The 24,233-nt window shown below is 33.4% G+C and carries 23 protein-coding genes and 1 tRNA gene; 7 read left to right on the top strand and 17 right to left on the bottom strand.

The window, feature by feature from the left end:
• Positions 1 to 98: 98 nt before the first annotated feature.
• A complete protein-coding gene (locus tag IGJ50_RS03425) occupies positions 99 to 1,112 on the top strand; it encodes an NAD(P)/FAD-dependent oxidoreductase (RefSeq protein WP_429948914.1) in 1,014 nt (337 codons plus the stop codon).
• A 124-nt stretch (positions 1,113 to 1,236) separates the two neighbouring features.
• Here the strand turns inward: IGJ50_RS03425 and IGJ50_RS03420 are convergent, their stop codons facing one another.
• Positions 1,237 to 1,479 carry a DUF1450 domain-containing protein gene (locus tag IGJ50_RS03420; RefSeq protein WP_069639101.1) on the bottom strand — a complete coding sequence of 81 codons (243 nt, stop codon included), beginning with the start codon at positions 1,477 to 1,479 and terminating at the stop codon, positions 1,237 to 1,239.
• An 85-nt stretch (positions 1,480 to 1,564) separates the two neighbouring features.
• Here IGJ50_RS03420 and IGJ50_RS03415 point away from each other — a divergent pair, with 85 nt between their 5' ends.
• Positions 1,565 to 2,071 (top strand): phosphatidylglycerophosphatase A family protein, encoded by a 507-nt coding sequence (locus IGJ50_RS03415; protein ID WP_069639100.1) that lies wholly within the window; start codon positions 1,565 to 1,567, stop codon positions 2,069 to 2,071.
• A gap of 791 nt (positions 2,072 to 2,862) precedes the next feature.
• Here the strand turns inward: IGJ50_RS03415 and IGJ50_RS03410 are convergent.
• The 5 genes from IGJ50_RS03410 to IGJ50_RS03390 form a co-directional block, all read right to left on the bottom strand.
• The gene (locus IGJ50_RS03410; protein WP_429948912.1) at positions 2,863 to 3,735 is read right to left on the bottom strand and encodes a hypothetical protein; all 873 of its coding nucleotides are present in this window, start codon (positions 3,733 to 3,735) and stop codon (positions 2,863 to 2,865) included.
• A gap of 362 nt (positions 3,736 to 4,097) precedes the next feature.
• Positions 4,098 to 4,170: transfer RNA gene (locus IGJ50_RS03405), tRNA-Lys, on the bottom strand.
• A 111-nt stretch (positions 4,171 to 4,281) separates the two neighbouring features.
• Complete coding sequence (locus IGJ50_RS03400) at positions 4,282 to 4,413, bottom strand: FeoB-associated Cys-rich membrane protein (protein WP_207121169.1); 132 nt, start codon at positions 4,411 to 4,413, stop codon at positions 4,282 to 4,284.
• A gap of 4 nt (positions 4,414 to 4,417) precedes the next feature.
• Entirely contained in the window at positions 4,418 to 6,571 is a 2,154-nt protein-coding gene (gene feoB, locus IGJ50_RS03395; RefSeq protein ID WP_207121170.1) for a ferrous iron transport protein B, read from the bottom strand.
• 3 nt (positions 6,572 to 6,574) lie between these two features.
• On the bottom strand, positions 6,575 to 7,042 hold the full coding sequence (locus IGJ50_RS03390) for a FeoA family protein (protein ID WP_069639097.1): 468 nt from the start codon (positions 7,040 to 7,042) through the stop codon (positions 6,575 to 6,577).
• A 445-nt stretch (positions 7,043 to 7,487) separates the two neighbouring features.
• Between IGJ50_RS03390 and nrdH the strand changes: the two genes are divergently transcribed.
• The 4 genes from nrdH to nrdF all read left to right on the top strand — a co-directional run bounded on the left by nrdH (position 7,488) and on the right by nrdF (position 11,295).
• The gene (gene nrdH / locus IGJ50_RS03385; protein WP_207121171.1) at positions 7,488 to 7,712 is read left to right on the top strand and encodes a glutaredoxin-like protein NrdH; all 225 of its coding nucleotides are present in this window, start codon (positions 7,488 to 7,490) and stop codon (positions 7,710 to 7,712) included.
• A gap of 1 nt (position 7,713) precedes the next feature.
• On the top strand, positions 7,714 to 8,091 hold the full coding sequence (gene nrdI, locus IGJ50_RS03380; protein ID WP_069639095.1) for a class Ib ribonucleoside-diphosphate reductase assembly flavoprotein NrdI: 378 nt from the start codon (positions 7,714 to 7,716) through the stop codon (positions 8,089 to 8,091).
• Complete coding sequence (gene nrdE, locus IGJ50_RS03375) at positions 8,072 to 10,231, top strand: class 1b ribonucleoside-diphosphate reductase subunit alpha (RefSeq protein ID WP_429950019.1); 2,160 nt, start codon at positions 8,072 to 8,074, stop codon at positions 10,229 to 10,231. The genes nrdI and nrdE overlap by 20 nt, the downstream gene beginning before the upstream one ends.
• A gap of 101 nt (positions 10,232 to 10,332) precedes the next feature.
• Positions 10,333 to 11,295 carry a class 1b ribonucleoside-diphosphate reductase subunit beta gene (gene nrdF / locus IGJ50_RS03370; protein WP_069639094.1) on the top strand — a complete coding sequence of 321 codons (963 nt, stop codon included), beginning with the start codon at positions 10,333 to 10,335 and terminating at the stop codon, positions 11,293 to 11,295.
• Between the two features lie 133 nt (positions 11,296 to 11,428).
• Here the strand turns inward: nrdF and IGJ50_RS03365 are convergent, their stop codons facing one another.
• Positions 11,429 to 12,547: an AI-2E family transporter gene (locus IGJ50_RS03365; protein WP_429948909.1), complete on the bottom strand. Its 1,119-nt coding sequence runs from the start codon at positions 12,545 to 12,547 to the stop codon at positions 11,429 to 11,431.
• Positions 12,548 to 12,719: 172 nt separating this feature from the next.
• Between IGJ50_RS03365 and IGJ50_RS03360 the strand changes: the two genes are divergently transcribed.
• Positions 12,720 to 13,544 (top strand): DUF92 domain-containing protein, encoded by an 825-nt coding sequence (locus IGJ50_RS03360; protein WP_429948907.1) that lies wholly within the window; start codon positions 12,720 to 12,722, stop codon positions 13,542 to 13,544.
• 82 nt (positions 13,545 to 13,626) lie between these two features.
• On the opposite strand, the gene IGJ50_RS03355 is transcribed toward IGJ50_RS03360, so the two are convergent.
• From IGJ50_RS03355 to IGJ50_RS03310, 10 genes are all read right to left on the bottom strand, one after another.
• A complete protein-coding gene (locus tag IGJ50_RS03355) occupies positions 13,627 to 14,334 on the bottom strand; it encodes an MgtC/SapB family protein (RefSeq protein WP_069639091.1) in 708 nt (235 codons plus the stop codon).
• Between the two features lie 126 nt (positions 14,335 to 14,460).
• Positions 14,461 to 15,162, bottom strand: a complete 702-nt coding sequence (gene nagB / locus IGJ50_RS03350) for a glucosamine-6-phosphate deaminase (protein ID WP_429948906.1) — start codon at positions 15,160 to 15,162, stop codon at positions 14,461 to 14,463.
• Positions 15,163 to 15,290: 128 nt separating this feature from the next.
• Positions 15,291 to 16,412 carry an LCP family protein gene (locus IGJ50_RS03345; RefSeq protein WP_429948905.1) on the bottom strand — a complete coding sequence of 374 codons (1,122 nt, stop codon included), beginning with the start codon at positions 16,410 to 16,412 and terminating at the stop codon, positions 15,291 to 15,293.
• A 193-nt stretch (positions 16,413 to 16,605) separates the two neighbouring features.
• Positions 16,606 to 18,135, bottom strand: coding sequence for a lipopolysaccharide biosynthesis protein (locus tag IGJ50_RS03340; RefSeq protein WP_429948903.1), 1,530 nt, complete (start codon positions 18,133 to 18,135; stop codon positions 16,606 to 16,608).
• A gap of 14 nt (positions 18,136 to 18,149) precedes the next feature.
• The gene (locus tag IGJ50_RS03335; RefSeq protein WP_429948901.1) at positions 18,150 to 19,097 is read right to left on the bottom strand and encodes a glycosyltransferase; all 948 of its coding nucleotides are present in this window, start codon (positions 19,095 to 19,097) and stop codon (positions 18,150 to 18,152) included.
• 4 nt (positions 19,098 to 19,101) lie between these two features.
• The gene (locus IGJ50_RS03330) at positions 19,102 to 19,776 is read right to left on the bottom strand and encodes an acyltransferase (RefSeq protein ID WP_429948899.1); all 675 of its coding nucleotides are present in this window, start codon (positions 19,774 to 19,776) and stop codon (positions 19,102 to 19,104) included.
• A 47-nt stretch (positions 19,777 to 19,823) separates the two neighbouring features.
• Positions 19,824 to 20,975 carry a hypothetical protein gene (locus IGJ50_RS03325; RefSeq protein ID WP_069639085.1) on the bottom strand — a complete coding sequence of 384 codons (1,152 nt, stop codon included), beginning with the start codon at positions 20,973 to 20,975 and terminating at the stop codon, positions 19,824 to 19,826.
• Positions 20,968 to 22,089, bottom strand: coding sequence for a glycosyltransferase (locus IGJ50_RS03320; protein ID WP_429948898.1), 1,122 nt, complete (start codon positions 22,087 to 22,089; stop codon positions 20,968 to 20,970). Before IGJ50_RS03320 ends, IGJ50_RS03325 begins: the two co-directional genes overlap by 8 nt.
• 13 nt (positions 22,090 to 22,102) lie before the next feature.
• Positions 22,103 to 23,026, bottom strand: a complete 924-nt coding sequence (locus IGJ50_RS03315; RefSeq protein WP_429948896.1) for a glycosyltransferase — start codon at positions 23,024 to 23,026, stop codon at positions 22,103 to 22,105.
• A 72-nt stretch (positions 23,027 to 23,098) separates the two neighbouring features.
• A complete protein-coding gene (locus IGJ50_RS03310) occupies positions 23,099 to 24,226 on the bottom strand; it encodes a glycosyltransferase (protein ID WP_207121179.1) in 1,128 nt (375 codons plus the stop codon).
• Between the last annotated feature and the right edge of the window lie 7 nt (positions 24,227 to 24,233).

The raw sequence follows: 24,233 nt of genomic DNA, 5'->3' as shown, positions 1-24,233 counted from the left end.
CTACAAGTGCTATTTTGTGAAAAACGATATACTACTTTTTTTGCTTTCATTTTATATAGATGAAACCTTTTTTATTATAGAAACTGGAGGGAATTTTGATGTCTGATTCAAAAAACATTTATGATCTAACTATCGTCGGCGCAGGCCCCGTCGGTCTTTTCGCCGCTTTTTATGCAGGAATTCGTAAAGCAAAAACAAAAATTATTGATAGCCTACCCCAACTTGGCGGACAACTATCTACGCTTTACCCTGAAAAATATATTTATGACGTTCCTGGTTTTCCTGCAATTAAAGCCAGCGAGCTGATTGACAATTTAGAAAAACAAATTGCCCCTTTTGCTCATGAAACTTGTTTAGAGGAAGAAGTAAGAAACTTAGTGCAAGAAGATGGTTATCTGCGTATCGAAACTTCGAAGGGTGTTCACTATTCTAAAGCCGTTATCTTTGCTATCGGAAATGGCTCCTTCCAACCTAGACGTCTAACCCTTGATGGTGCGACAGAACTTGAAGGAAATCACGTTCATTATTATGTTACTGATATGAACAAATTTTCTGGTAAAAAAGTTGCGATTGCAGGTGGTGGTGACTCTGCCATTGATTGGGCGCTAATGTTAGAACCTATCGCTGAAAAAGTTTCAATTATCCATCGCCGCCCTGAATTTCGTGGACATGAACATAGTGTAGATAATTTGAAAAATTCTGACGTATCTATTTATACCCCTTATATCATTGATCAATTATTAGTAGAAGATAATTCCTTCAAAGGTATCAAATTAAAAGAAACCAAAGCAGATAATTTCGAACAACTTGATTTGGATTCTTTGATTATTAATTATGGCTTCACTTCTTCATTAGGGCATTTGAAAGATTGGGGTTTAGATGTCAGCCGAAATGCGATTGAAGTAAACTCAGACATGTCAACAAACATTCCTGGTGTCTATGCAGTTGGTGATATTTGCAACTATGACGGCAAAGTAAAATTGATTGCCACAGGCTTCGGTGAAGCACCAACAGCTGTCAATAACGCATTGCACTTCATTAAGCCAGATGCTAGAACGCAACCGATGCACAGCACTAGTTTATTTGAAGGAAAAGAAGCGAAAATGCTTTAATCAAAAAGCCCAAAACAAAAGTGCTTAGCTCCGAGAAATAAGATGCACTGCTTTTTTCTCGCCATTTATTCAGATAAAGAGAGCGAAACAAAACTAAAAATCAGTTTTGTTTCGCTCTCTTTTTTTAACCCATTTCTTCTTGCCAAAGGACAAGGGCTTTTTTTATATTAACCACAAGCTCTTCTGGTGTTTCGCCGGTAATTCGTTCTCCTTCAAATAAAACAAAGTATGTTTGGGCGCAAAGAATGCATTCATTCATACAAGAATAAGAGATTACGTCTCCATTTTCTTCGATAAATGGATCACTTAACAATAGCTCTGCGCCTTTAGCCAAATTTTGTTCACAACATTCTATCAGTGGGTTCATCGATCTTCTCCTTGCAATTTTCTCTCTAGATAGTATACCATTGATGTATTCTAAGTCTATAAATGACGCATTGGAGGTTTTTATTTTGGTGATAAAAGGTGAAACGTTAGAAAACAAAGCACGACAGTTATTAAAAGATCGTGGCGTTGAGATGGAAGATTTGGCTGAATTAGTTTTATTCTTACAAAAGCCCTACATTGAGGATCTTGATTTAGCAACCTGTATTGAACATATCGACAGTGTCTTATCTAAACGCGAGGTTCATAATACGATTATTACAGGTATTCAATTAGATATCTTAGCTGAAGAAAAGAAATTGCTTCATCCTTTACAAGAAATTCTAGAGGAAGATGAAGGGCTGTATGGAATCGACGAAATTTTGGCGCTTTCGATCGTCAACGTGTATGGCTCAATCGGCTTTACAAACTACGGTTACATCGATAAAGTAAAACCTGGCATTCTTGCTAAATTAAATTCTCATGAAGGACCGCATGTTCATACATTTTTAGATGATATTGTGGGAGCCATCGCAGCAGCTGCTGCTAGTCGCTTAGCTCATTCTCAACCGGATAAAAGCCGTATCACACAATAATTTTCAATCAAAAAAAGAGTCGAATCTTACTGTATCAATTTTTTGATACTTAAATAATAATTCGACTCTTTTTTATTTTTTAACATCGTTTCAATTGCTACATTAGTAACCTTGCCATTATAATAAGTTTAAAGTATATGACATTTTCTTATACTTAGGTATAAAGCTACCACTATAGGCAACAAGAGTTCTTTCTGATAAATGAGCACATTTTTTCAGCTGTTGATTTTCTTCCCCAATAGATAAATCAAATGCCTATAGTGGTAAACTTTAGCCAACATATCCTTTATTCATTGAACCTTACTTAGCTTCATATCTAAGACTGTTCAACAAGGATACTTAAAACAAGAGATAGAAGCAAAAAATAAAAAAACAGTATTAGAATTCCTTCCAATACCGTTGTATCAATCAATAAGTAAACCCTGTCATGTTCATCATCTCGTATACTTTTAGGGGTAGATATTTTCCTAAAAATTGAGTACAATGAATCATGTCAGTGCTTTTGCATTGACGAGGGCAACTTGATTGGTCAGTGTCTTGACTCATCAGGGCTTCGTAGTTTGGCGGCCACCAGACTATGAAGTGCCTTTTTTATTTTATTATTTTTGCTTCTATCATGTACTCATTGTACAAGATGAGTGAATGTTTCGTCAATGCTGATTGAGCTTTATTTTTCCTTTAAAAATCGATCTTTATATAAATAAAAAATAGACAGACACTTTTTTCAATATTATTTGTTTAATAGCAAATCACTTTTTTGTTTTGTTTCTTTAAGAAGCATGTAACTATAGTTATTGATTTGTTGATACTGTCATTTTTAATGCTTGAAGTGCATCAAAGTGTTGAATTGTATAAACAATCAATCCTTTTTGCCAAACGATTGAATTATTTTGATAGCTATCACTTGTACTAGCTGTTAAAGAAATTTGTCCAATATTTTGAGGAGCTGGAAGCATCGCTGTTTCTAAGTAAGCCACAGCTTCTTTAGCTAACGGTTCAGCAACTTCTCCACCAATATTTGAAGCCCTAACAACCAGACTCCAATTTCCTTCTTGCCACGATAAGTAACTTGATCCCGCTGCCCCTTGTTGATAGCCAGTAATTCCATACCCTAAATCTATTTTACTTCCACCATTATCAATAATTTGATTTACTACACTAGCAGCTGTTTCATTGGAATCATACGATTTTTTTTCAAACGAGGCAATTGGTTGCAAGTCATTAACTACAATATCATTGACCTCGATTGCATGATTTTCAGCATAATATAAAATTCTGAAATTCTCCTGATCAGCCGTGCTTGTCGTTGCTGCGGTTAAATAGTCAGCTGTCTTGCTTGTTAATACCGCTTGGGGTAAACGATCATTGGGAAATGCTGTGCTGAGCTGACTTAACACAGCATCTGCTTGTTTTGCAGGAGCATTCGTCTCTGCTTTGACTGCTGATTGGCTTTCACTTGATTTTGATTCAGACGAAGCTGAGTTCTCTGTAGAGGATTTGATTGAACTTGATTTTGTTGTGCTACTAGTTGAACTAATGCTTTGACTACTATTTTCTGTACTTTTATTCGAAGTTGAACTTTCAACAGTCTTAGTTTTTCCTCCACAGGCAGCTAGTGATATTCCTGCAAGTAGTATGAATGAATAAATGAGTTTCTTTTTCATTTTTGTCCCTCCTAGAACTTTCTTTTCTTTAGTTTATCATCAAATAACCGATTACTCACTTCTTATGATTAGGGATGCGATTTTTGCTTTTGAGTCTTAGACAATTGTTTTGATTTTTAATTTAGCTCGATAAAACAAAAACATTACTTTTAATGAAAATTTTTTAAAAATGGAAAAACCTAGAGGAATTTCCCTCTAGGCTTCATCATTGATTTAATTCTTTGGATTTTCTTCACCAACATTAGTTGACAAAGAGCCTTTTGTTTCGTAAATTTCTGAAACAAAAAAAGAGAACGCATATTCCATCTTCTAAACGTCAGAAGACGCCGACAGAATACCATTCTCGTGGGTTTGGCACCCAATGGGTCGTAAGGGGCTCGAACCCATGACCCGCTGATTAAGAGTCAGCTGCTCTACCAACTGAGCTAACGACCCAAATAATTAGTACTTAAATATTGTAGCACTTGAAAGTCGTTTATTCAAGAGGGAACATCAGACGCAATGAAATAAATTTTAACTCTATTTATCTCATTGCGTCCAAACTGTCTACTCTCCTTGCTCTTTTTTCACTGGACAAGTTGTATGACAGTCATCACAGCTTTTCCCTTTCTTGATTTGAGTATAAACAATAGAGCCTGCTCCTCCGAAAATCAGTATTGCTAAAACAATCGTGGCCATCTTCTTACCCTCTTTCTAAAGTTGCCAATGTCACAACTGGTGCTTCTTTTACTTTTGGCTTTCTAACTAAATAATACCCCATGAGTATAACTAAAAATCCTGCCATAAAAATACCAACACCGATTTGGCCATTTTCAAAAATAACATGCCCAAATTGATAGATGATAAAACTTACAACATAGGCTAAACCACATTGATAGCCGATCGCTCCCCATGTCCATTTCCAATCACCCATTTCTCTGCGAATTGCACCAATCGCTGCAAAGCATGGTGCACATAATAGATTAAAAACTAAAAATGAATATGCAGCAACTGGGGTAAAAGCACCTTGTAAAGCGGACCATACCTCAACGCCATCTTCAGAAACTTCACCTAAATGCCCAAATAAAATACCGAATGTGCCGATCACGTTTTCCTTTGCAACTAAGCCTGTGATCGTAGCAACCGCTCCTTGCCAAGTTCCCCAGCCAAGCGGTGTGAATAATGGTGCAATTATTTTACCTAAATTTGCTAAAATACTTTGATCAGCACCCGCTTCTTGTAAGGTAAATGTATAAGTAGATGTAAACCAAATAATGATACTCATCACAAAAATAATCGTCCCCGCTTTTTTCACAAATGATTTACTGCGATCATAGGCATGACGGAGCACGCCACGTAGTTGGGGCATATGATATGCGGGTAATTCCATGATAAACGGTGCTGGATCTCCAGAAAATGACCGTGTCTTTTTCAAAGCAATACCCGATAACACAATCGCTGCGATCCCGATAAAATAAGCCGATGGTGAAACCCAACTACTTTTTGGAAAAAATGCTCCAGCTATCAGTGCGATGATCGGCAATTTTGCTGAACAAGGCATAAAGGTTGTCACCATGATTGTCATCTTGCGATCCTTTTCATTTTCGATTGTACGACTTGCCATGACACCTGGTACACCACAACCGGTCGCAATCAGCATCGGTATAAAGGATTTTCCCGACAGGCCAAATTTCCGAAACAAACGATCCATCACAAACGCAATTCTTGACATGTAACCACAATCTTCCAAAAAGCCTAAACACAAGAATAAAACAGCTAACTGTGGTAAGAATCCTAAAACTGCTCCAACTCCAGCAATGATTCCATCTAAAATCAAACTTTGCATCCACGGTGCCACTTGCCAATTTGTAAGCCAATTACTAACTGTCGTTGGGACAATATTTCCGAATAATTCATCATTGATCCAGTCCGTTCCCATAGTGCCCACAGTTTGAATTGCTAAGTAATAGACAAACCACATGATCAAAGCAAAAATCGGTAGTGCTAGCCAACGATTTGTCACAATTCGGTCAATTTTATCACTGGTACTATATGTTATTTCATTTTTTTCGATCGCACAAAGAGCAGTTAAACGAGTAATAAATTCATAACGCTCATTAATTATGATTGCCTCACTATCATCCCCAAAAATCTTTTCAGTGATTTTAATGATTTCTTTTATTTCATTTTTTTGAAGACTACTTAATTCTAATTCTGACTCAACTCTGGCATCTCTTTCAAATAATTTGATACTGTACCAACGTGCTTGCTTTTCTAGCACACTGTTTCCCAATACATCCACAATTTCATTTAAGGCTGCTTCTAAACGATTATCATAGGTTGGATAATTGAACTCTAGCGGAAAGACTTCTGTTGCTTTAACCGCTTTTTGAATTAATTCATCAAGCCCGCGATTTTTTAAAGCACTGACACCTAGTACATCTACACCCAAACCATAGGAAAGTTTTTCGATATTAATTTTTCTTCCTGTTTTATCTAAAATATCCATCATATTCAATCCGACTACAACAGGAATCCCAGTTTCCATCAATTGAGTTGTCAAATATAGATTACGCTCTAGATTTGTCGCATCCACAATATTAACAATCACATCTGGACTGCCACTAAGTAAGTAATCCCGAGCAACAACTTCTTCCGGTGTGTATGGGGAAAGGGAATAGATACCTGGTAAATCTTGGATCGTTATTTGTTTGCTTTTTTTCAATTTACCTTCTTTTCGTTCAACGGTAACGCCTGGCCAATTTCCTACATATTGATTGGCTCCTGTCAGTGCATTAAATGCAGTTGTCTTCCCACTATTCGGATTTCCTGTCAGAGCAATATGCTGTTCTTTCATTTTTTATCCCTCTTTCTGTACCAAGACTAGTTCTGCTTCATTCTTCCTTAACGTCAATTCATAGCCACGGAGATTGATTTCGATTGGATCGCCTAAAGGAGCCATTTTTCTAACAAGTAAATCAACGCCTTTTGTAAGCCCCATATCCATCAACCGTCTTTTGACAGCTCCTTGTCCATGGATCCCGATGACTCGTGCTTTTTCACCTACAATTAATTGATCTAAAGACAACCAATTTTCTTCATCAATACTTTTTTCTACTATTATAATTTGTTTTAAGACAGATAGGTTGATCGCAATTCGGCTATTGTGTAAAAGGACAATTCCATTCTCACTGGAATAATTGACCAAGACAACCTTGCCTCCTGGCACAAGACCCAGATTATTCAAATGCTTCCGTGCAAAACCTTCTGCTTGGATCTCTTCAATTGTATAAACCTTATTCAACTTTGCCTGTGCCAATGTTAACATTGGATACCCTCCCTATTTTAACTGTTCTTTTCTTATTCTATTGTGAAAAAGTTTCATTTTGATTCTCAATGATATTGATAATCGTTCTCATTAAGTATACCTGTTTGTGATACTTAAATCAATCTTCTTTCTACCTATAGTAAGAAAATATTCTCCCATTAAAATTGGTCCCATTATCCTAGTGTCTTGTATATTGATTGACCACTATATCTTGTGTTTTTGAAATTAGAAGTTCCGATTCAAAATTTAATAAATTTCTTTTTTAAACACAAAAATGGTAAGAAAAGGCGCTTAAATCTAGAGAATACGTGCTTTCATATTTCTTTCAAAAACACAAAACATGGTATTCAAACAAAAAACGACCACAATATGTAGTGCCTAAGTGTTGACTTTTTTTCTGAGAGATTTATACTAGTGAAGTAAACTAATTGAGGGGGAAATAAAAATGAACGTAAAAATCTTTTCTAAAAATAATTGTATCCAATGTAAAATGGCAAAACGCTTTTTGAGCGAGAATAATATAGCATTTGAAGAAGTAAATATCGATATCCAACCAGACGCAATCGACTGGTTAAAAGAACAAGGATTCCAAAGTGTTCCGGTTATCACTTCTGATGCTGCAACAGTTGTAGGATTCCGTCCTGATCAATTAAAACAATTGGCTAGCTAAAATGAAAATTGTTTATTTCTCAGTCACTGGACAAACTAGACGCTTCATTAAAAAATTGGATTTAGCAGCTTGTGAAATTGAGCCTGCGAATCCTTTTTTTGAGATAAATGAGCCTTTTGTCCTAGTCGTTCCTACTTATGACCAAGAAATCACGGAAGTAGTGAATGATTTTCTTGATTACAAAAATAATCAAGAATACTTGCAAGGCGTTGCTGGAGGCGGAAACCTCAATTTCGCAGATTTGTTTGTATATACAGCCAAAGACATAGCACGTGATTATAACGTTCCAATGCTTTTTGCATTTGAATTTAGCGGTACGAATGAAGACGTGGAATCCTTTAAGAAAGTAGTGAATGAACTTGAGTCTAAAAGAAATTAAAGATGTTAGCTATTTTAAGCTGAATAATGAGATCAATCGTCCTGTTGACGGACAAATTCCTTTACATAAGGATAAAGAAGCATTGGAAGCTTTTTTCAAAGAAAATGTCCTTCCTAACACAAGAACCTTCGACACTATAGAAGCAAAAATCAATTATTTAATCGAGAACGACTATTTGGAAACTGCTTTTGTCCAAAAATATTCTATGTCTTTTATTGAAAAATTATATACGTTTTTAGATGAACAAAACTTTGAATTCAAATCATTTATGGCAGCTTATAAGTTTTATTCACAATATGCACTTAAAAACAATGAAGGTAGTGAATACTTAGAAAGCTATGAAGATCGTGTGGCTTTCAATGCCTTGTATTTTGCTGATGGTAATGAAGAATTGGCTTTAGTTTTAGCTGATGAAATGATCCACCAACGTTATCAACCAGCTACACCTTCATTCTTGAATGCAGGACGTAAACGCCGTGGTGAGCTTGTTTCTTGTTTCTTGATCCAAGTAACAGATGACATGAACAGTATCGGCCGTTCAATCAACTCCGCTTTACAATTATCACGTATTGGTGGCGGTGTGGGTATCACATTAGCCAACTTACGTGAAGCAGGTGCTCCGATCAAAGGATATGAAGGAGCTGCCAGCGGCGTGGTTCCCGTTATGAAATTGTTCGAAGATAGCTTTAGTTATTCTAATCAACTAGGTCAACGTCAAGGTGCTGGAGTTGTTTATCTAAACGTTTTCCATCCAGATATCGAAATGTTCCTTTCAACAAAAAAAGAAAATGCGGATGAAAAGGTTCGTGTGAAAACTTTATCGTTAGGCGTTGTGGTTCCTGATAAATTTTATGAATTAGCACGTAATAATGAAGATATGTATCTATTCAGCCCTTATAGTGTAGAACGTGAATATGGTGTCCCGTTCTCTTATATTGATATTACCAAAGAATACGATAATCTAGTTGCCAATCCTAAGATTCGTAAACGTAAAATCAAAGCGCGTGATCTAGAAAATGAAATTTCTAAATTACAACAAGAATCTGGCTATCCATATATCATCAATATTGATACAGCTAATAGAAGTAATCCAGCTTATGGCAAAATCATCATGAGTAACTTATGTTCAGAAATTTTACAAGTTCAAACACCTTCTGTTTTAAATGGCAAACAAGAATATGAAACACTTGGTACAGATATCAGTTGTAACTTAGGTTCGACAAACATTGTCAACTTGATGGACAGTCCTGACTTTGGTAAATCTGTTCGTGCCATGACTCGTGCTTTAACTTTTGTAACGGATGCATCTGATATTGATGTAGTGCCTTCTATTCAAAACGGAAATAAATTAAGTCATACCATCGGACTTGGTGCGATGGGTCTGCATACGTTCTTTGCTAAAAACCATATGGAGTATGGTTCTAAAGATTCACTAGATTTCACCAATGTTTACTTTACTTTATTGAACTACTGGACTTTAGTAGAAAGTAATAACATTGCAAAACAATATAATGAAACCTTTTATAATTTTGAAAAATCTGATTATGCTAATGGTTCTTATTTTGATAAATATATTGACGGAGACTTCACTCCACAATCAGATAAAGTCAAAGAAATCTTTAAAGATATTTTTGTCCCAACTTCTGAAGACTGGGCAAAATTACGTGATGCAGTGAAGCAAGACGGCTTATATCATCAAAATCGTTTAGCAGTTGCACCGAATGGTTCTATTTCTTATATCAATGATACGAGTGCTAGTATTCACCCAATCACTCGGATGATCGAAGAGCGTCAAGAAAAGAAAATTGGTAAAATTTATTATCCTGCGCCTTATCTCGCAAATGATACGATTCCTTATTATACATCTGCTTATGACATGGATATGCGTAAAGTCATTGATGTTTATGCAACAGCGCAACAACATGTGGATCAAGGTATGAGTTTAACCTTGTTTATGCGTTCTGAAATTCCTGAAGGCTTATATGAATGGAAAGATTCACCAAAACAAACCACTCGTGATTTGAATATTTTACGTCACTATGCTTTCCATAAAGGGGTAAAATCAATCTATTACGTAAGAACATTTACGGATGATGCTGAAGAAATCGGTAGCAACCAATGTGAGAGTTGTGTCATCTAAAAATTAAGACCAGCAAACATATATACAAACAAGGCGTCCTCTGGTCGCCTTGTTCTATGATTTATTGTATTTTAACGTAAAGGTAATGAGGAGGAACATACATGGCAACATATTATGAAGCGATTAACTGGAACGCTATCGAAGATGTGATCGATAAGTCTACTTGGGAAAAACTAACGGAGCAATTTTGGCTAGATACTCGTATTCCTTTGTCTAACGATCTAGATGATTGGAGAACTCTTTCAGATTTAGAAAAAACAACTGTAGGATACGTTTTTGGCGGTTTGACTCTACTAGATACTGTTCAGTCTGAAAGTGGTATGGAACAATTAAGAAACGACGTTCGTACGCCACATGAAGAAGCTGTTTTAAACAATATCCAATTTATGGAATCTGTTCACGCAAAAAGCTATTCATCCATTTTTAGTACATTAAATACTAAAAAAGAAATCGATGAAATCTTCGAATGGACAAATACTAATGTTTATCTACAAACAAAAGCTGAAAAAATCAATGAAATATATAAAAATGGTACGCCACTCGAAAAGAAAGTTGCGAGCGTATTTTTGGAAACCTTTCTTTTCTATTCTGGTTTTTACACTCCTCTTTACTACTTAGGGAATAATAAACTAGCAAACGTTGCCGAAATCATTAAACTAATCATTCGCGATGAGTCTGTTCATGGTACTTATATTGGATACAAATTCCAATTAGGCTTCAATGAATTGAATGAAGCAGAACAAAATGACATGAAAGACTGGATGTATAATCTTCTTTATGAGCTATATGAAAATGAAGAACGTTACACAGAGCAATTATATGATGAGTTAGGCTGGACTGAAGAAGTGAAAACTTTCTTACGTTACAATGCGAATAAAGCCTTGATGAATCTTGGTATGGATCCATTATTTGCTGATACAGCAAATGATGTTAATCCAATCGTTATGAATGGTATCTCTACTGGTACTAGCAACCATGATTTCTTCTCACAAGTCGGTAATGGTTACCTATTAGGAACTGTTGAAGCAATGAAAGATGACGATTACCTGATTGGTATGGACTAATCATCTCTTTTGAACACATAAAAATAAGTCTAGGCTAAAACCATTTGAGTTTTTAGCCTAGACTTATTTTTTAATAATTATTTGCTTGTCGCCTTTTCTCTATCTACTTTATAAAAAGCTGAATCAGCAAGACTTAACTGATTGGTTCATTGGAGGAACGATCCTTACTCTCCTTCTTAATGTTATAAATTTTACTAATATTAAGAACCAATGTTTTAATAACTGCATATACAGGAATACAAATCAGCATCCCGATGATTCCACCGACACTGCCCGCTGCAATCAAAACTAAGATGATCGTTAAAGGATGAACATTTAGAGATTTCCCCATCAACAATGGTTTGATCAAATTGCCATCCAGTTGCTGAATAACTAAAATCGACACTGCCATATATAAAGCTTGCCAGGGTGAAATAAATAGACCCACTAAAATTGCTGGAACTGCCCCAATAAATGGGCCAACATAGGGAATAATATTCGTCAGACCACAAAATACAGCTAACAGTAAGCTATATGGTTGCTTAAATATCGTCATCGCGATAAAACTTAAAATCCCAATAATAAATGCATCTAAAACCGTACTACTAATATATGCTGACAAAGTTTGATTCATCTCTTTTACGGTTTGCTGTAACTCACTACGAATACTCTTTGGAAAAAAATGAGACAATGCGTCTAAAAATTTATGCCCATCTTTAAACATAAAAAACAAGATAAACGGTACAGTAAAAAGCAAAATGAAAAATCGCATCAAAATACTCACAATTTTTGAAAGACTACTTGTTACACCCACAATTGCAAAATTCAAAATATTGCTAATTGTAATATTCGCTTTATCTAACTGTTCTTGAATATTAAATCCTTTAAATGCTTCAAGCTCTCCTAAATCATTCAACCATTGATTCATTTCCTCAGCATAGGTAGGAAGCGACTGGCTTAATTCAACTGACTGATTAACTAATTGAGGAACGACATTCATGACAACTAGTGTAATCAAAACGATTAAGACCGCAAATGAAAGCAAAAAGCCAATAATTCTTGGAAGACCACGTTTTTCTAAAAATAAAACAAGTGGATCGAACATATAATATAAAAAACCTGCAATCAATAATGGCATAAAAACAGCTGATACCATTCCTAAAATTGGGCTAAAAACGTTAGGCATCTTCAATAAAAAGAAAACCCCAATAATCGTAAGTACAATTTCTACTGTCCAAAATAATAATTTTGATTGTTTGAATAACGATCCCATACAAAACCTCCAATAACGAATACTTTTATTCTATCATTCTTTACTAGCATAAAGGGGTTATTGTCTCAATTTTCGTGTTATCTTATAAAAGATTTTATAACTACCTCTCATTCCATGCTATACTTATTTTGTTTATCCGTTTAGACAGAACCAATTATTTAAGAGGTGTATGATGACTATTTTACTTTATAAATTATTAATAGGCATGATTGTAGGCAGTTTTATTGGCATATTTTCTTATATTACACATTTACTTACCAAATCTGGCACATTGGCTATGATTTTTGTTGCTATAATTGTTTGTGGGTTTGGTTCATGGCCCGTTTGGGAGTTGTTAATTCTATTTTTTGCCAGTTATGGCTTTATCCATTTAATAAAGAAAGGGATGAAAAGAGGCTCAGACTCGAGTGTAACTGAAAAAGGACATACTAGAGATGCCTGCCAAGTGCTTGCCAATAGTCTCCCTGCTATTATTTCTTTAATTCTGTTCTACTATACAGACATTGAATTGTTCCTAATTGGGTATGTTAGCGGTATCGCAGGTGCAACTTCAGATACCTGGGCATCTGAAATAGGTATTTTAAGTAAAAAAGCCCCCTATTCTATTCTTTCATTTAAACCGATTACGCCAGGTCTTTCTGGCGGTATTTCACTATTAGGGACTATTTCTTCACTGTTAGGTAGTCTTTTGATTGCTACTGCCTTCTGGCTAAGCTCTGGAAGCTATGAGGATGTTCAGCTTTCACCCCTTCTATTGTTCAGCCTTCCACTATTTTGCGGCTTTCTTGATTCTTTGATTGATAGCCTACTAGGTATCATCTTTCAAGTAAAATATCGCTGCCCCATCTGCGGATCTATTACTGAACAACAACAGCATCATCATCAATCTACCTTAAAAATCAGCGGTATTTCGTGGGTAACAAATGATTGGGTCAACTTTTTTAGTGGAAGTTTGACTGTTTTATTCAGTTGGTTGCTTACTTTTTTTATGGAATAAGAACGCCTTATCAAAAAATAAAGTAAGCTTGAATGATGACACGTTCAAACTCACTTTATTTTCCTTATAATAATAAGATAACTTATATACTAACTAGCCGCAGTTTCGTGATATTTTTGTAAATCGATAAGTCCTCTATCACTTCAGCATAGGTCATGCCTTTAGGTAGATCAATCGTATAAATATTCGTGTAAATCTGCACGTCTTCAACTAAGACTACATTGAAATTGACATCCTCGATTTCAATTTTGTGTTCTTCAAAATACTGGTTGATAAATTCTTTTGTTTCTTGTTTGTGTATATAACGAATTTCTAGTTTCTTTGTTGTCGGAACATGGATTACTTTTCTAACAACTGTTAAAGCAATAAAAACACCAATAAAACTAGTTATCGCAATAGCATAGTAACCCATACCAATCGCAATTCCTAAACCTGCGACAGCCCATAAGGATGCGGCTGTGGTCAAGCCGGTAACGGACTGTTTCGTCACTATGATCGTTCCTGCACCTAAAAAACCGATTCCACTAACAACTTGTGCAATTAGTCTTGCTTGGTCGGAGCGGATCACACCAGTTAACTCTGGATGATTAATCGCATCTTGCAAAGCACTAGCAGCGATTTCAACTTGAATTAATGCAATGATCGTTGCTCCCATGCAAACTAAAATATGTGTCCGCATACCAGCTGGGCGATTTTTGTATTGGCGTTCAAATCCAATGACTCCACCAATCAGCATTGCCAAACATAGTCTTATAATGATTTCCGGAACTGTTAAAATTATATCCACCATACTCAATCCTCCTATTGATCTTCTATCCTATTATAGCACTAATTTGAATTGAGAGAATGATGCTTAGTTTCATCAAAAAAAAGCTGTGATCAAAGGAATTAATCCTGTGATCACAGCTTCATATTTTTATAATTTACTAGCAGCCTCTTCATCAATGATGACAACAACATCTGAATGATTTTGTAACGCACTTGCTGGTAAGTCAACAGAAACAGGTCCATCGATCATTCCTTTGATCGCATCAGCCTTTGCTGATCCATATGCCATTAAAATCATTTTTTTGCCTTTCATGATTGAGCCGATTCCCATTGAAACAGCTCTAGTTGGTACATCTTCAACTTTTTCAAAATTACGTTTGTTCGCATTAATTGTAGACTCAGTTAATTCAACTACATGAGTCAAACTATCTAGTGGTGTCGCTGGCTCGTTAAACCCAATATGCCCATTTTGTCCAATACCTAGAATTTGAATGTCGATTGGATTATCGTCGATAATCCCTTCATAGTGCTTACATTCAGCTGCTAAATCTTCTGCTTTTCCGTTTGGTACGTAGGTGTTTTTAAATGGTTTTTTGTTAAATAGTTGATCATTCATGAAGTAACGATAGCTTTGATCGTCTTCTCCGCCTAAGCCAACATATTCATCTAAATTCACAGAAGTCATCTCAGAAAAATCCAAATCGCTTGCAGTCATTTCTTTATATAATGTTTCTGGCGTGCTGCCTGTCGCAAGTCCTAATACTTTTGCACCATTACTCATGCCTTCTTTGATCAGTTCAAATGCTTTTTTTCCGCCTTCTTCAGCGTTCGCTACTTTGATAATTTCCATTGCAAGTTACTCCCTCGTATTCTTATTTGGTATAGTCCAATTATAACACCCTATAAAAAAGAATTCTAGTCTAAAGTGAGTGAAAATAAAAAAACTTCTATTCTCTTTCGAAAATAGAAGTTATATAATTAATAACCATTATCTGGATAAACAGCTTCCTCTTGATTTGTATAAGTAGAATCCACTACACCAGTATTCGGATCAACATACGTATTTGGATCATAACCATAATTAGTAGTATCCGTTGAAGTGCCACCATATGCAGCAGTATTCCCACCAGCGTAATTATTGTAATTGCTAGTATCTCTAGCTTGCATCTCTTCATTTTTTGCCATACCCAATTGCGCACGTAGCTCAGTTTGAGTTTCATATAATTTAGTTGGATCTAATAATTGATAATAAATACTATCAATTTCTGTACCTTCTCCATCTAATTGCAATGAATCGATATTTTTAAAAGCAGGCATATATTTCTTTTGAATATCTACCATATTGTCCCAAGTTAAATCAGTTTTCACATTATCTTTTACCGCATCCAAAATTTTTCTATACTTTGTTAAACCGTCTAAACTGATAATTTTGTTGACAATTTTTTCAACAACTTCTCTTTGACGACGTTGACGCCCTATATCTCCATCAGGATCTTCTTTACGCATACGCGCATATGCCAACCCAGTCTCACCATCTAGCGTGATTTTACCTGCTGGGACAACAATACCATCCAAGGTGAACTCACCTAATGTATTATCAACTTCAATTCCTCCTACAGCATCAATCAAATCTTTTAGTCCCTTCATATTGATCGATACATAATTATCGATTGGAATATCCAGTAACTCTGATACTGTATCAATCGCCATTTTAGCTCCACCAAATGCGTAGGCATGATTTAGTTTATCTTCTGTCCCATTACCAACAATCTCAGTCAATATATCTCGATCTAAACTGATCATCGTCGATTTCTTTTCTTTAGGATTAATAGTAACTACCATCGTAGTATCTGAGCGGCCTTGCTCTGTACGGCCTAAATCTCCAGTATCGATTCCCATTAATAAAACAGAGAAAGGTTCTTGTGCATCGATATTTACGGCCGCTTCTCTTCTTTTAGAAGTCCGGTCAATCGATTCATAAACCCCTTTTACAGTATAGGTTGCATCAGAATACATTTTAATCCCGTATGCACAAAATCCCGCAACTGATATAAGAACCAATCCTAAAACGGTCAATATTACTTTTTTCCATAATTTCATAAGACACTTCCTCATTTTTTGCAAGAATAATTCATGATGTCTATTTTCTCACAATTTTAAGCACCTAGCAACATTTTTGAAGAATTGGCATGATATCTTAATGTATTTGTAAAATAACGACCAATGATCCGATTATTGTTTTTTCTTTGGATTCCACTAATCAGTGGACTTACATTGTTTTAAAAAAGTGGAACTATCGCTTCAGCAATTTTTTTATTATTAACATAATTGATAAAAACTCATCATCATTTTTAAATACTATTAGATAAATCAACAGCGCGATAACTAAACCTACGCTTAATCTGATTAATAACCCCACAATTCCCAAAATCTCAATTTGATTATTTACACTATAGGTTAGTAGTAATGTAAACAATAATATCAAAAGATATCTACTTGTGATTCTTAGATAAGTTCCAAACGGTTTGTTTATTCCATATTTGAAGACTACATATGGTTCGTACCAAGAAACAGTCATCAAAGAAGAAAGGATTGTCCCTAACATCACCCCAACAATTCCTAAATCAAAAACTATAAGAAAAAGCAAAGAAAAAGTTAGATTTGCAATGGATTCAACTATTGCTTTCCATCTTTGTATCCAAGCTAAGCCATATGCATCAATAAATACAAGTGGAGTTTGCCTAAAAAGTTTTACAATGAAATTTACAACTATAGCAAGCATTGTTGCTTTTGATAAGAGGTATGAACTACCTAACCATAAATGTATAAATGGATCTAAGGCAATCATTAAACTAGTCGATGAAAAGTATAATAAAGAAAAGCTCACAAAATAATGTTTTTTATACACCGCGAAACCATGTTCCTCGTCCCCGGCAACAGCCACATTACCAATACTTGCAGTTATTGAGTTGGTAATTTGAACACATAATTGTTGTACGCTTGAGACTATCAAAAAATAATTTGAGTATATTCCTACTGATGCCAAACTTACAAATATTGAGATCAATAAACTGTCAGTTCCATTAACAATAATTTGTCCTATTTTTGACGATAGATTACCAATGGTATTTTTTTTTAAAGTGGCTACAGTTTCTTTTGGCAGCTTCATTATCGGAACATCTTTCAAATAATGAAACTCTTTATTCACTCTAATAGAAATCGTAATATTACTTAGTAAAGTCCCAACAATTTGAACAATCAAAAAAAATGCATAACCTTTTCCTAAAAAAAGAACGAAAGCTTGAACAATAATCACCAATAATTGAAATATGAAATCATTGATTGCTGATATGTAACTTCTTTGATCTGCATTCAATAAAGAACGATTATATGTAAAAAAATAGCTTATAACAGAATTTAATAAAAACAATATATAATAGTAGTATAATCCATTTATTTCTGAAGCACTTTCTATAAAAATATGTAAGAATGGAACTAACATTAACCCTAGAATACCAACAATTATACCTATGGTTGTATAGATTTTTTTATATAGGGACATCAGTGCCTTAATTTGATGATCATCTTTCTCATTTAAAGGTTTGTAAAGAGAATATATAATCGATGTACCTATGCCGAGCTCTGTCAAAGAAAGCATATTCAAAATACTCGTAAATAGGCCATTTAACCCCAAAAGTTCTTTACCCAAAAAATAAATAAAAAGACTTCTGGAAATAAATTGAGCAAGCATTTTCAGAACATAAATTCCCCCTGATATTGAGGAATTCAGTACGGAATAGTGAATTCTAGATTTATGAGACATTTTTACTCCCCATTCTAAACTTTTCTAACTATTTTTTTTATTCTTGATTTCAACTCATAAATAACATCAAAACCAATATTATAGTTTTTACATAAAGTTCTTATATGTACTTTATCCAGTATAGAAAAATTTCGAATCTCTCTTACTGTAAACATTTGTTGCTTCGAATAATAATTGATTAACCACTTGTCAGCTACATTCATTTTAACAAATAAATCTAATTCTTTTAATACAGTTAGATAAGATGAAACTTTATATTCATCCTTATCATCTCGCATTGTTATAGATTGAGGATTTATTCTATGATAGACAAAAACATCTGATAAAAAACCTACAGTATTCATATAGTAATACGCAATAGGGGTAAATAACGCATCTTCAAAATATATATCTGGATAAAAACAAAGTGAATTCCTTTTTATTATTTCAGTTCTATATAAATATAACCATACAGCAGAAAATCTTTCATTTTTCATTTTAAAAATATATTCCTGTTTAGAATAGACAGCTTCACTTTTAAGCTGTTTAGGTCTAAATACATACTTACTTTGATAGCTATGCTCATTTTCAATAAAAGCTTCAGCACAGAACATAAGTAAATCAATATTCTTTTTTTCCATAAACTCAACACTTTTTTTTATAGCTTTAGCATTTAAAATATCATCGGAGTCAAAAAAGTAAGTGTACTTTCCATCTACTCTTTTAATCGCTGTATTTCTCGCTTCGGAAAGGCCTGCATTTTCTTGCTCTATATAAATCAAATTAGTTAATTTAGTAGACTTAATAAATCGTTTGATGATGTTACCACTACTATCTGTACTACCATCATTTACAATAATCAACTGTATGTTGGCATAAGTTTGTTTTTCAACACTTTTTAGAGAATCCTCTAAGTATCTTCCAACATTATAAACTGGCATAATGATTGAAACTAACGGACATTGTCCCAAACTATCTTTCACTTTTCTACTCTCTCCAAACTATATTTGTCTTAATGACCTTTGCAGGATGTCCTGCAATAACTGACCTACTTGGTGTACCTTGCTTCATAAGAGATGACGTCACCAGACTTCGGGCTGCCACGACATTTCCTGATCCTAAACTTACATTCTTTAAAATATAACTATTTGCTGCTATCCAACAATCGTTGGATATATGAATCTCACCTACATTTTGATTACTGTCAATTGTATGACCATCGTTATCAATTAAAGTAACATTCCAACCTAATAAAACTTGTTCACCAATTATTACCTTTTTAAAAACACTTATATAACAATTTTTATTTGCATTAAAATTAGCCCCAATTTCCAAGACCCCTTCTTCAACACGAATGGAAGAACCTGCAGCAAATGTACTTTTACCCTTTATTTTCAATGTTCCGCTATTTCTAACTATAAAGAAGGACTCTTTATTTCTAGCAACACCAAGTGAACCGCCAAAGCCAAAAGAAAAATTGAATAATTTAGCATCTTTTAATAAAATCATAGTTCCCTTATTCACATACATCCTAGTTTTAAAGTGAAATAACAATGGTAAACGTAGCGCTTGTTTAAAAGGAAGTAGTCTAAAATTCCAAAAAATTGATTTAGGGATAGAGAGTAGTTTACTGAAAACTATTTCTATTTTTTCTTTCTCCACTTTACTCACCTCTAATATTTTTATATTTTGGAGTAACATAGTTCAGCTTAGTTGAACTGTTCATTTTTGGGATTATATTGTTTTTGAAATATAAAAACGCCAGCAAAGAAGATAAAATTAAGCTCCAAGTTTATAATTATAGGCGATATTAATGAGTATACTAGAAAAACAAATACTATGATTAACAAAGTTGTCTCTTCTCTTAAGTAAAGTAATTTCAACAACTTCAATACAAATCCCACAAATAAACCAGTCATGACTAAACCAAATTTAATAACTAAATTCAAATAAAAATTATCTAGAATCAATACGCTCTGACCTGTCAGACTACCTTCTAAAGTTGAAATAAATTTCAATGGTTGACCAAATAAACTCGGACCATAGTTATTCCAAAAGTAATTAGATAGATACAGTCTATTAGATAAGATTGAATTTAGCTTCGCTTCCAAAATATTATAAGGATTAAATTTTGCTGCTAAATAGACAGAACAAAGTAAAGCTAAAAATAGAAAGATGTAATTTGTTACATACATTATTGTCTTTAAATCTAAAATTTTGCGAAACGACTTTCTAATGACAAATAAAAATAGAAATAAAAACAAACAATACATATTTGTCCTTCCATCAGTCGTTCTATCGATTATTTCTGCTAAAATCACTACAATGATTATATGGTAGTATTTAATCTTATTTTCATAGAGATAAAATAGTTCCATAACAATCATTAAATAAAATGTCGATAGAAAAGCTGGGTGACCAAAACCATAACTCCTTCTCACAATACCCAACCTTGTAGAAATTCTTTCATCAATAAGTCCTAAGTTAAATAACATAAGTATTAGACTTACACCAGTGATTTGGGAAAAGCAGATTGTTTTCACTATTTTCTTATAGTCTATATTTTTCAATGCTAAAACAAACAAGTAAAACACTACTATAGCCAAATCTTTTGTTATAAAACTAGAAACTACGATCATGATTCCAATAAAGGTTATAGCAGCATATTGTTTAATTTTATATTGACAAAAAAATATTATGAAAAATACTAGTAAAAAAACAATACCAAAAGTCAATGTATGATTTAGTTTTGAATACATATGGTATTGATTGATTGTTGAATAGTTGACAATAATTTGTTTTAAAGAAAAAAATAACAATAATAAAATAGGGATTATATTTTTTAATTTGTCTTTATTCATAACTGTGTTTTCCTTCATTTTCCTTTAAATAATCAATTACCGGTTTTACGGATGCCTTAAAACTAAAGTTTTCTTCCCCAAATTTTTTGATAGAGTATGCATTTTTATTATCGTGTATTTTTTCAAAAAAAAGTATAATATCCTTGAAATTTATCGGCGAATCATCTGCTGAAACTCTCATGTAATAGGGAAAATTATATTTTGGATTATCCAATTCAGTCTCAACACCGGAAATTATAGGCAAGCCTCTGCCTAAATATTCTTTGCCTTTTAGTGAACTATTATAATACACTTTGCTTCTATGTCTTCCTAACGAATCAACACCAATATCAGCTGATGAGAACAACTCATCTAATTCTTTCCCTGTTTTTTTATCTGTCAAAATAATTCTATCAGTTAAATCATTATCAAAAATCATCTTTTTATAAAGTTGAATGATCTTCTTATTACCTCCACCAACTATAAATATTTTAAAATCAGGATCATCATCCTTTTTATTTAAATAATATTCTGAAAGTCCTATTATTAATCTATCGTAACCATGCCAATTTTCTATATTAGCCACTGCTATTAGCGTTATCTCCATTTTACTGCTATAATTTACTTTCTTTGATAAGTTAGTACTTTTAAAATCAAATGCATTAAATGTTTGAATTGTTTTAATACCAAAGATTTCTTCGTCATCAGAAAAAGTCACTATTCGAGAAACATATCGTTTTAACATTTTTCTTGACAATTTATCTTTTAATACCGTAGGAAACATTAAAATTTTATGTTTAAATTCACTATCATATGGATAAGTTGGTATTTCTAAAATAATTTGAGTTCCACTTTTTTTTACTGTTGACAACTTTCGTATAAAATCAAAATCAAAATAGTAAGGTTTTCTGATATACACAAAATCGTAATTATTTAGTTTTTTTGGAAAAAAACGATCAAATTGCTTACTAAAAATAGGCATAGCAGTTTGTAATTTTTTTAACTTCCCACTCCTATTATCCATGATTAAACAAATGTCCGCTCCAGTTTCCTTAAAGGCTTCTACTTGATTCAGAACTTTTTGATTTATCCCAGGATTATGCGAAACATTTGGCGATAAATATACACCTCTCATTTACTTCACTTCCTTAATATACCCCAAAGAAAACTTCTAAAATTGAAATAGTATCAAAAACAAAATTACCACTTCTAAAGTCTTTGTTCTTTAATAGATTAATTTTACTGCCTAAATTTGTTTTATAATTTATCACTTGTTCTATAATTTTTTTATTTTCGTTACTTATATAGTCTTCATAATGTTTATACAGACAAAGAAAATAACTTTGTTTCAGATTCTTCTTTTCTTGATATAAATAATGAGACAGAACTTCTCTCCTCATTCTTTTGATAAGTCCTTGTCTATGACCTGTAACATTATCACTATGTTGCCTGTACTTTATATAACTAGATTTATCACGAATTACTTCACCTTCAACAGATAAACATAAAATATATAGCCACACATCATGTTCAAATTTCTTTTTAAATGAAGTAAAATCCACATATTTAGCAAATTCAAATAATGATTTGTTAAATACATATGTACACCCAGCAACTCGGTGTCGAATCATCTCACTTCCCAAAGAAATTCTCATATTGTCAAACTTCTTTAGCCCGATACTCTTCAAATCACTTGAAACAAATTCCATATTTGAGAAGTATAGTTTTGGATGAGCATTACTGCCTAATAGATCTAATGCCTTAAAAAGCTTAACAGGTTCCCAATAATCATCTTGATCAGAGAAAGCAAAATAATCAAACTTCTCAGCTTCACCATATTTTAGCATCAATTCCCAAAAACTTTTTCCGTAGTTAATATTTTCTCCAACATAGAATTCTAATTTTTTATTTTCTTTGAATTCTTTCAAGATATCGACCGTTGTGTCAGATGAACCATCATCTCGAACATACAAAAATACTTTTACATGTTTTTGGGCAAGTATTGATTCAATTTGTTCTCTTAAATATTTTTCCCCATTATAAGTAGACATAAATACTGCTACTTTAACCATAATAAGTCCTCCATTAATTTCTATTCATCTTGCATATCCATGCATATCATATTAACATTTAGAAAAAATAAATTACCTATCATTTTCCTCAAAAAGATGCCTATAGTAATTCATCAATTTGGGCGTAGCGTTATTAATATTATATCCCTTTTTTTCAGCATCATTTATGTAACTTTCTCTATTATCTACTTTTACTGATTTTAAACACTCTAACCATGCTTTTTTTCCAGCACTTAAATTAATTTGCCAATAATTATTCGATATTTTTGCATCTACAGGAACTTTTTCAGAAGCTATCACTGGCAATCCAGCAACTTGAGCCTCCACTGCAACCATCCCTAATCCTTCATAATTTGAAGGAAACAAAAAAATATCCATAATTTGATAGTATACATTGACATTTTTAGTATTTGAAACAAACGTTACCTCATCCGCTATCCCTAATTCAGAAATTTTTTTTTCTAATACTTCCTTTAAAGGTCCCTCACCAACTAAAAGAAGCCTTGCTTCTTTTCTTTGCTTTAATAATTCGTTGAACAATTCGATAATAAATAATTGGTTTTTTTGCCAAACAAAACGACCGATATTTCCGACGACAAACTCATTTTCAGAATATCCAAATTGTTCTCTGAATTTATTTCTGGTTTCAACATCATAAGCGAAATGTTGAAGGTCAATCGCATTATTTATTATTTCCAATTGATTATTCGCAATTTTTTTTCCAAATAGCCATTGTCCAGCGTACAAAGTGGGTGCTGCATAATGTGTAGGATACACAGTGGAGAATAACCTTAATGTATATTTCAAAATATTTTTCTTTATTTCACCTGGAGCCGCGGTACTATGATTATGCGCAATTCGTATAGGAATACCACATTTTTTAGCAATTCTTAATGGAAACACACTTAATGAATTTATGTGTGAATGAACAATCGTATATTTTTCTTTTCTAAATAACTTTTCTAAATCTTTACTATAGTTTAGTATTGATTGATAGGGTGAGATTTCAATAATACGACCACCAAATTGTTGAATTTCTTTTCTTGGAACAATCGTTGAATCATTATCTATAATAAAATCGAATTGAATTTTAGAATGATCAAGATGACGATAATAATTCATTACAACAGCTTCAATTCCCCCCCCAATCATCTTTCCCATAATCATAGCAACTCTAATTACTTTTTTTTCATTATTCATCAGTGTT

The sequence above is a fragment of the Enterococcus sp. AZ101 genome, from assembly GCF_050499005.1.
In the GTDB taxonomy this organism is placed as follows: domain Bacteria; phylum Bacillota; class Bacilli; order Lactobacillales; family Enterococcaceae; genus Enterococcus_L; species Enterococcus_L ureilyticus.
This window is presented reverse-complemented; position numbering and strand designations above follow the sequence as displayed.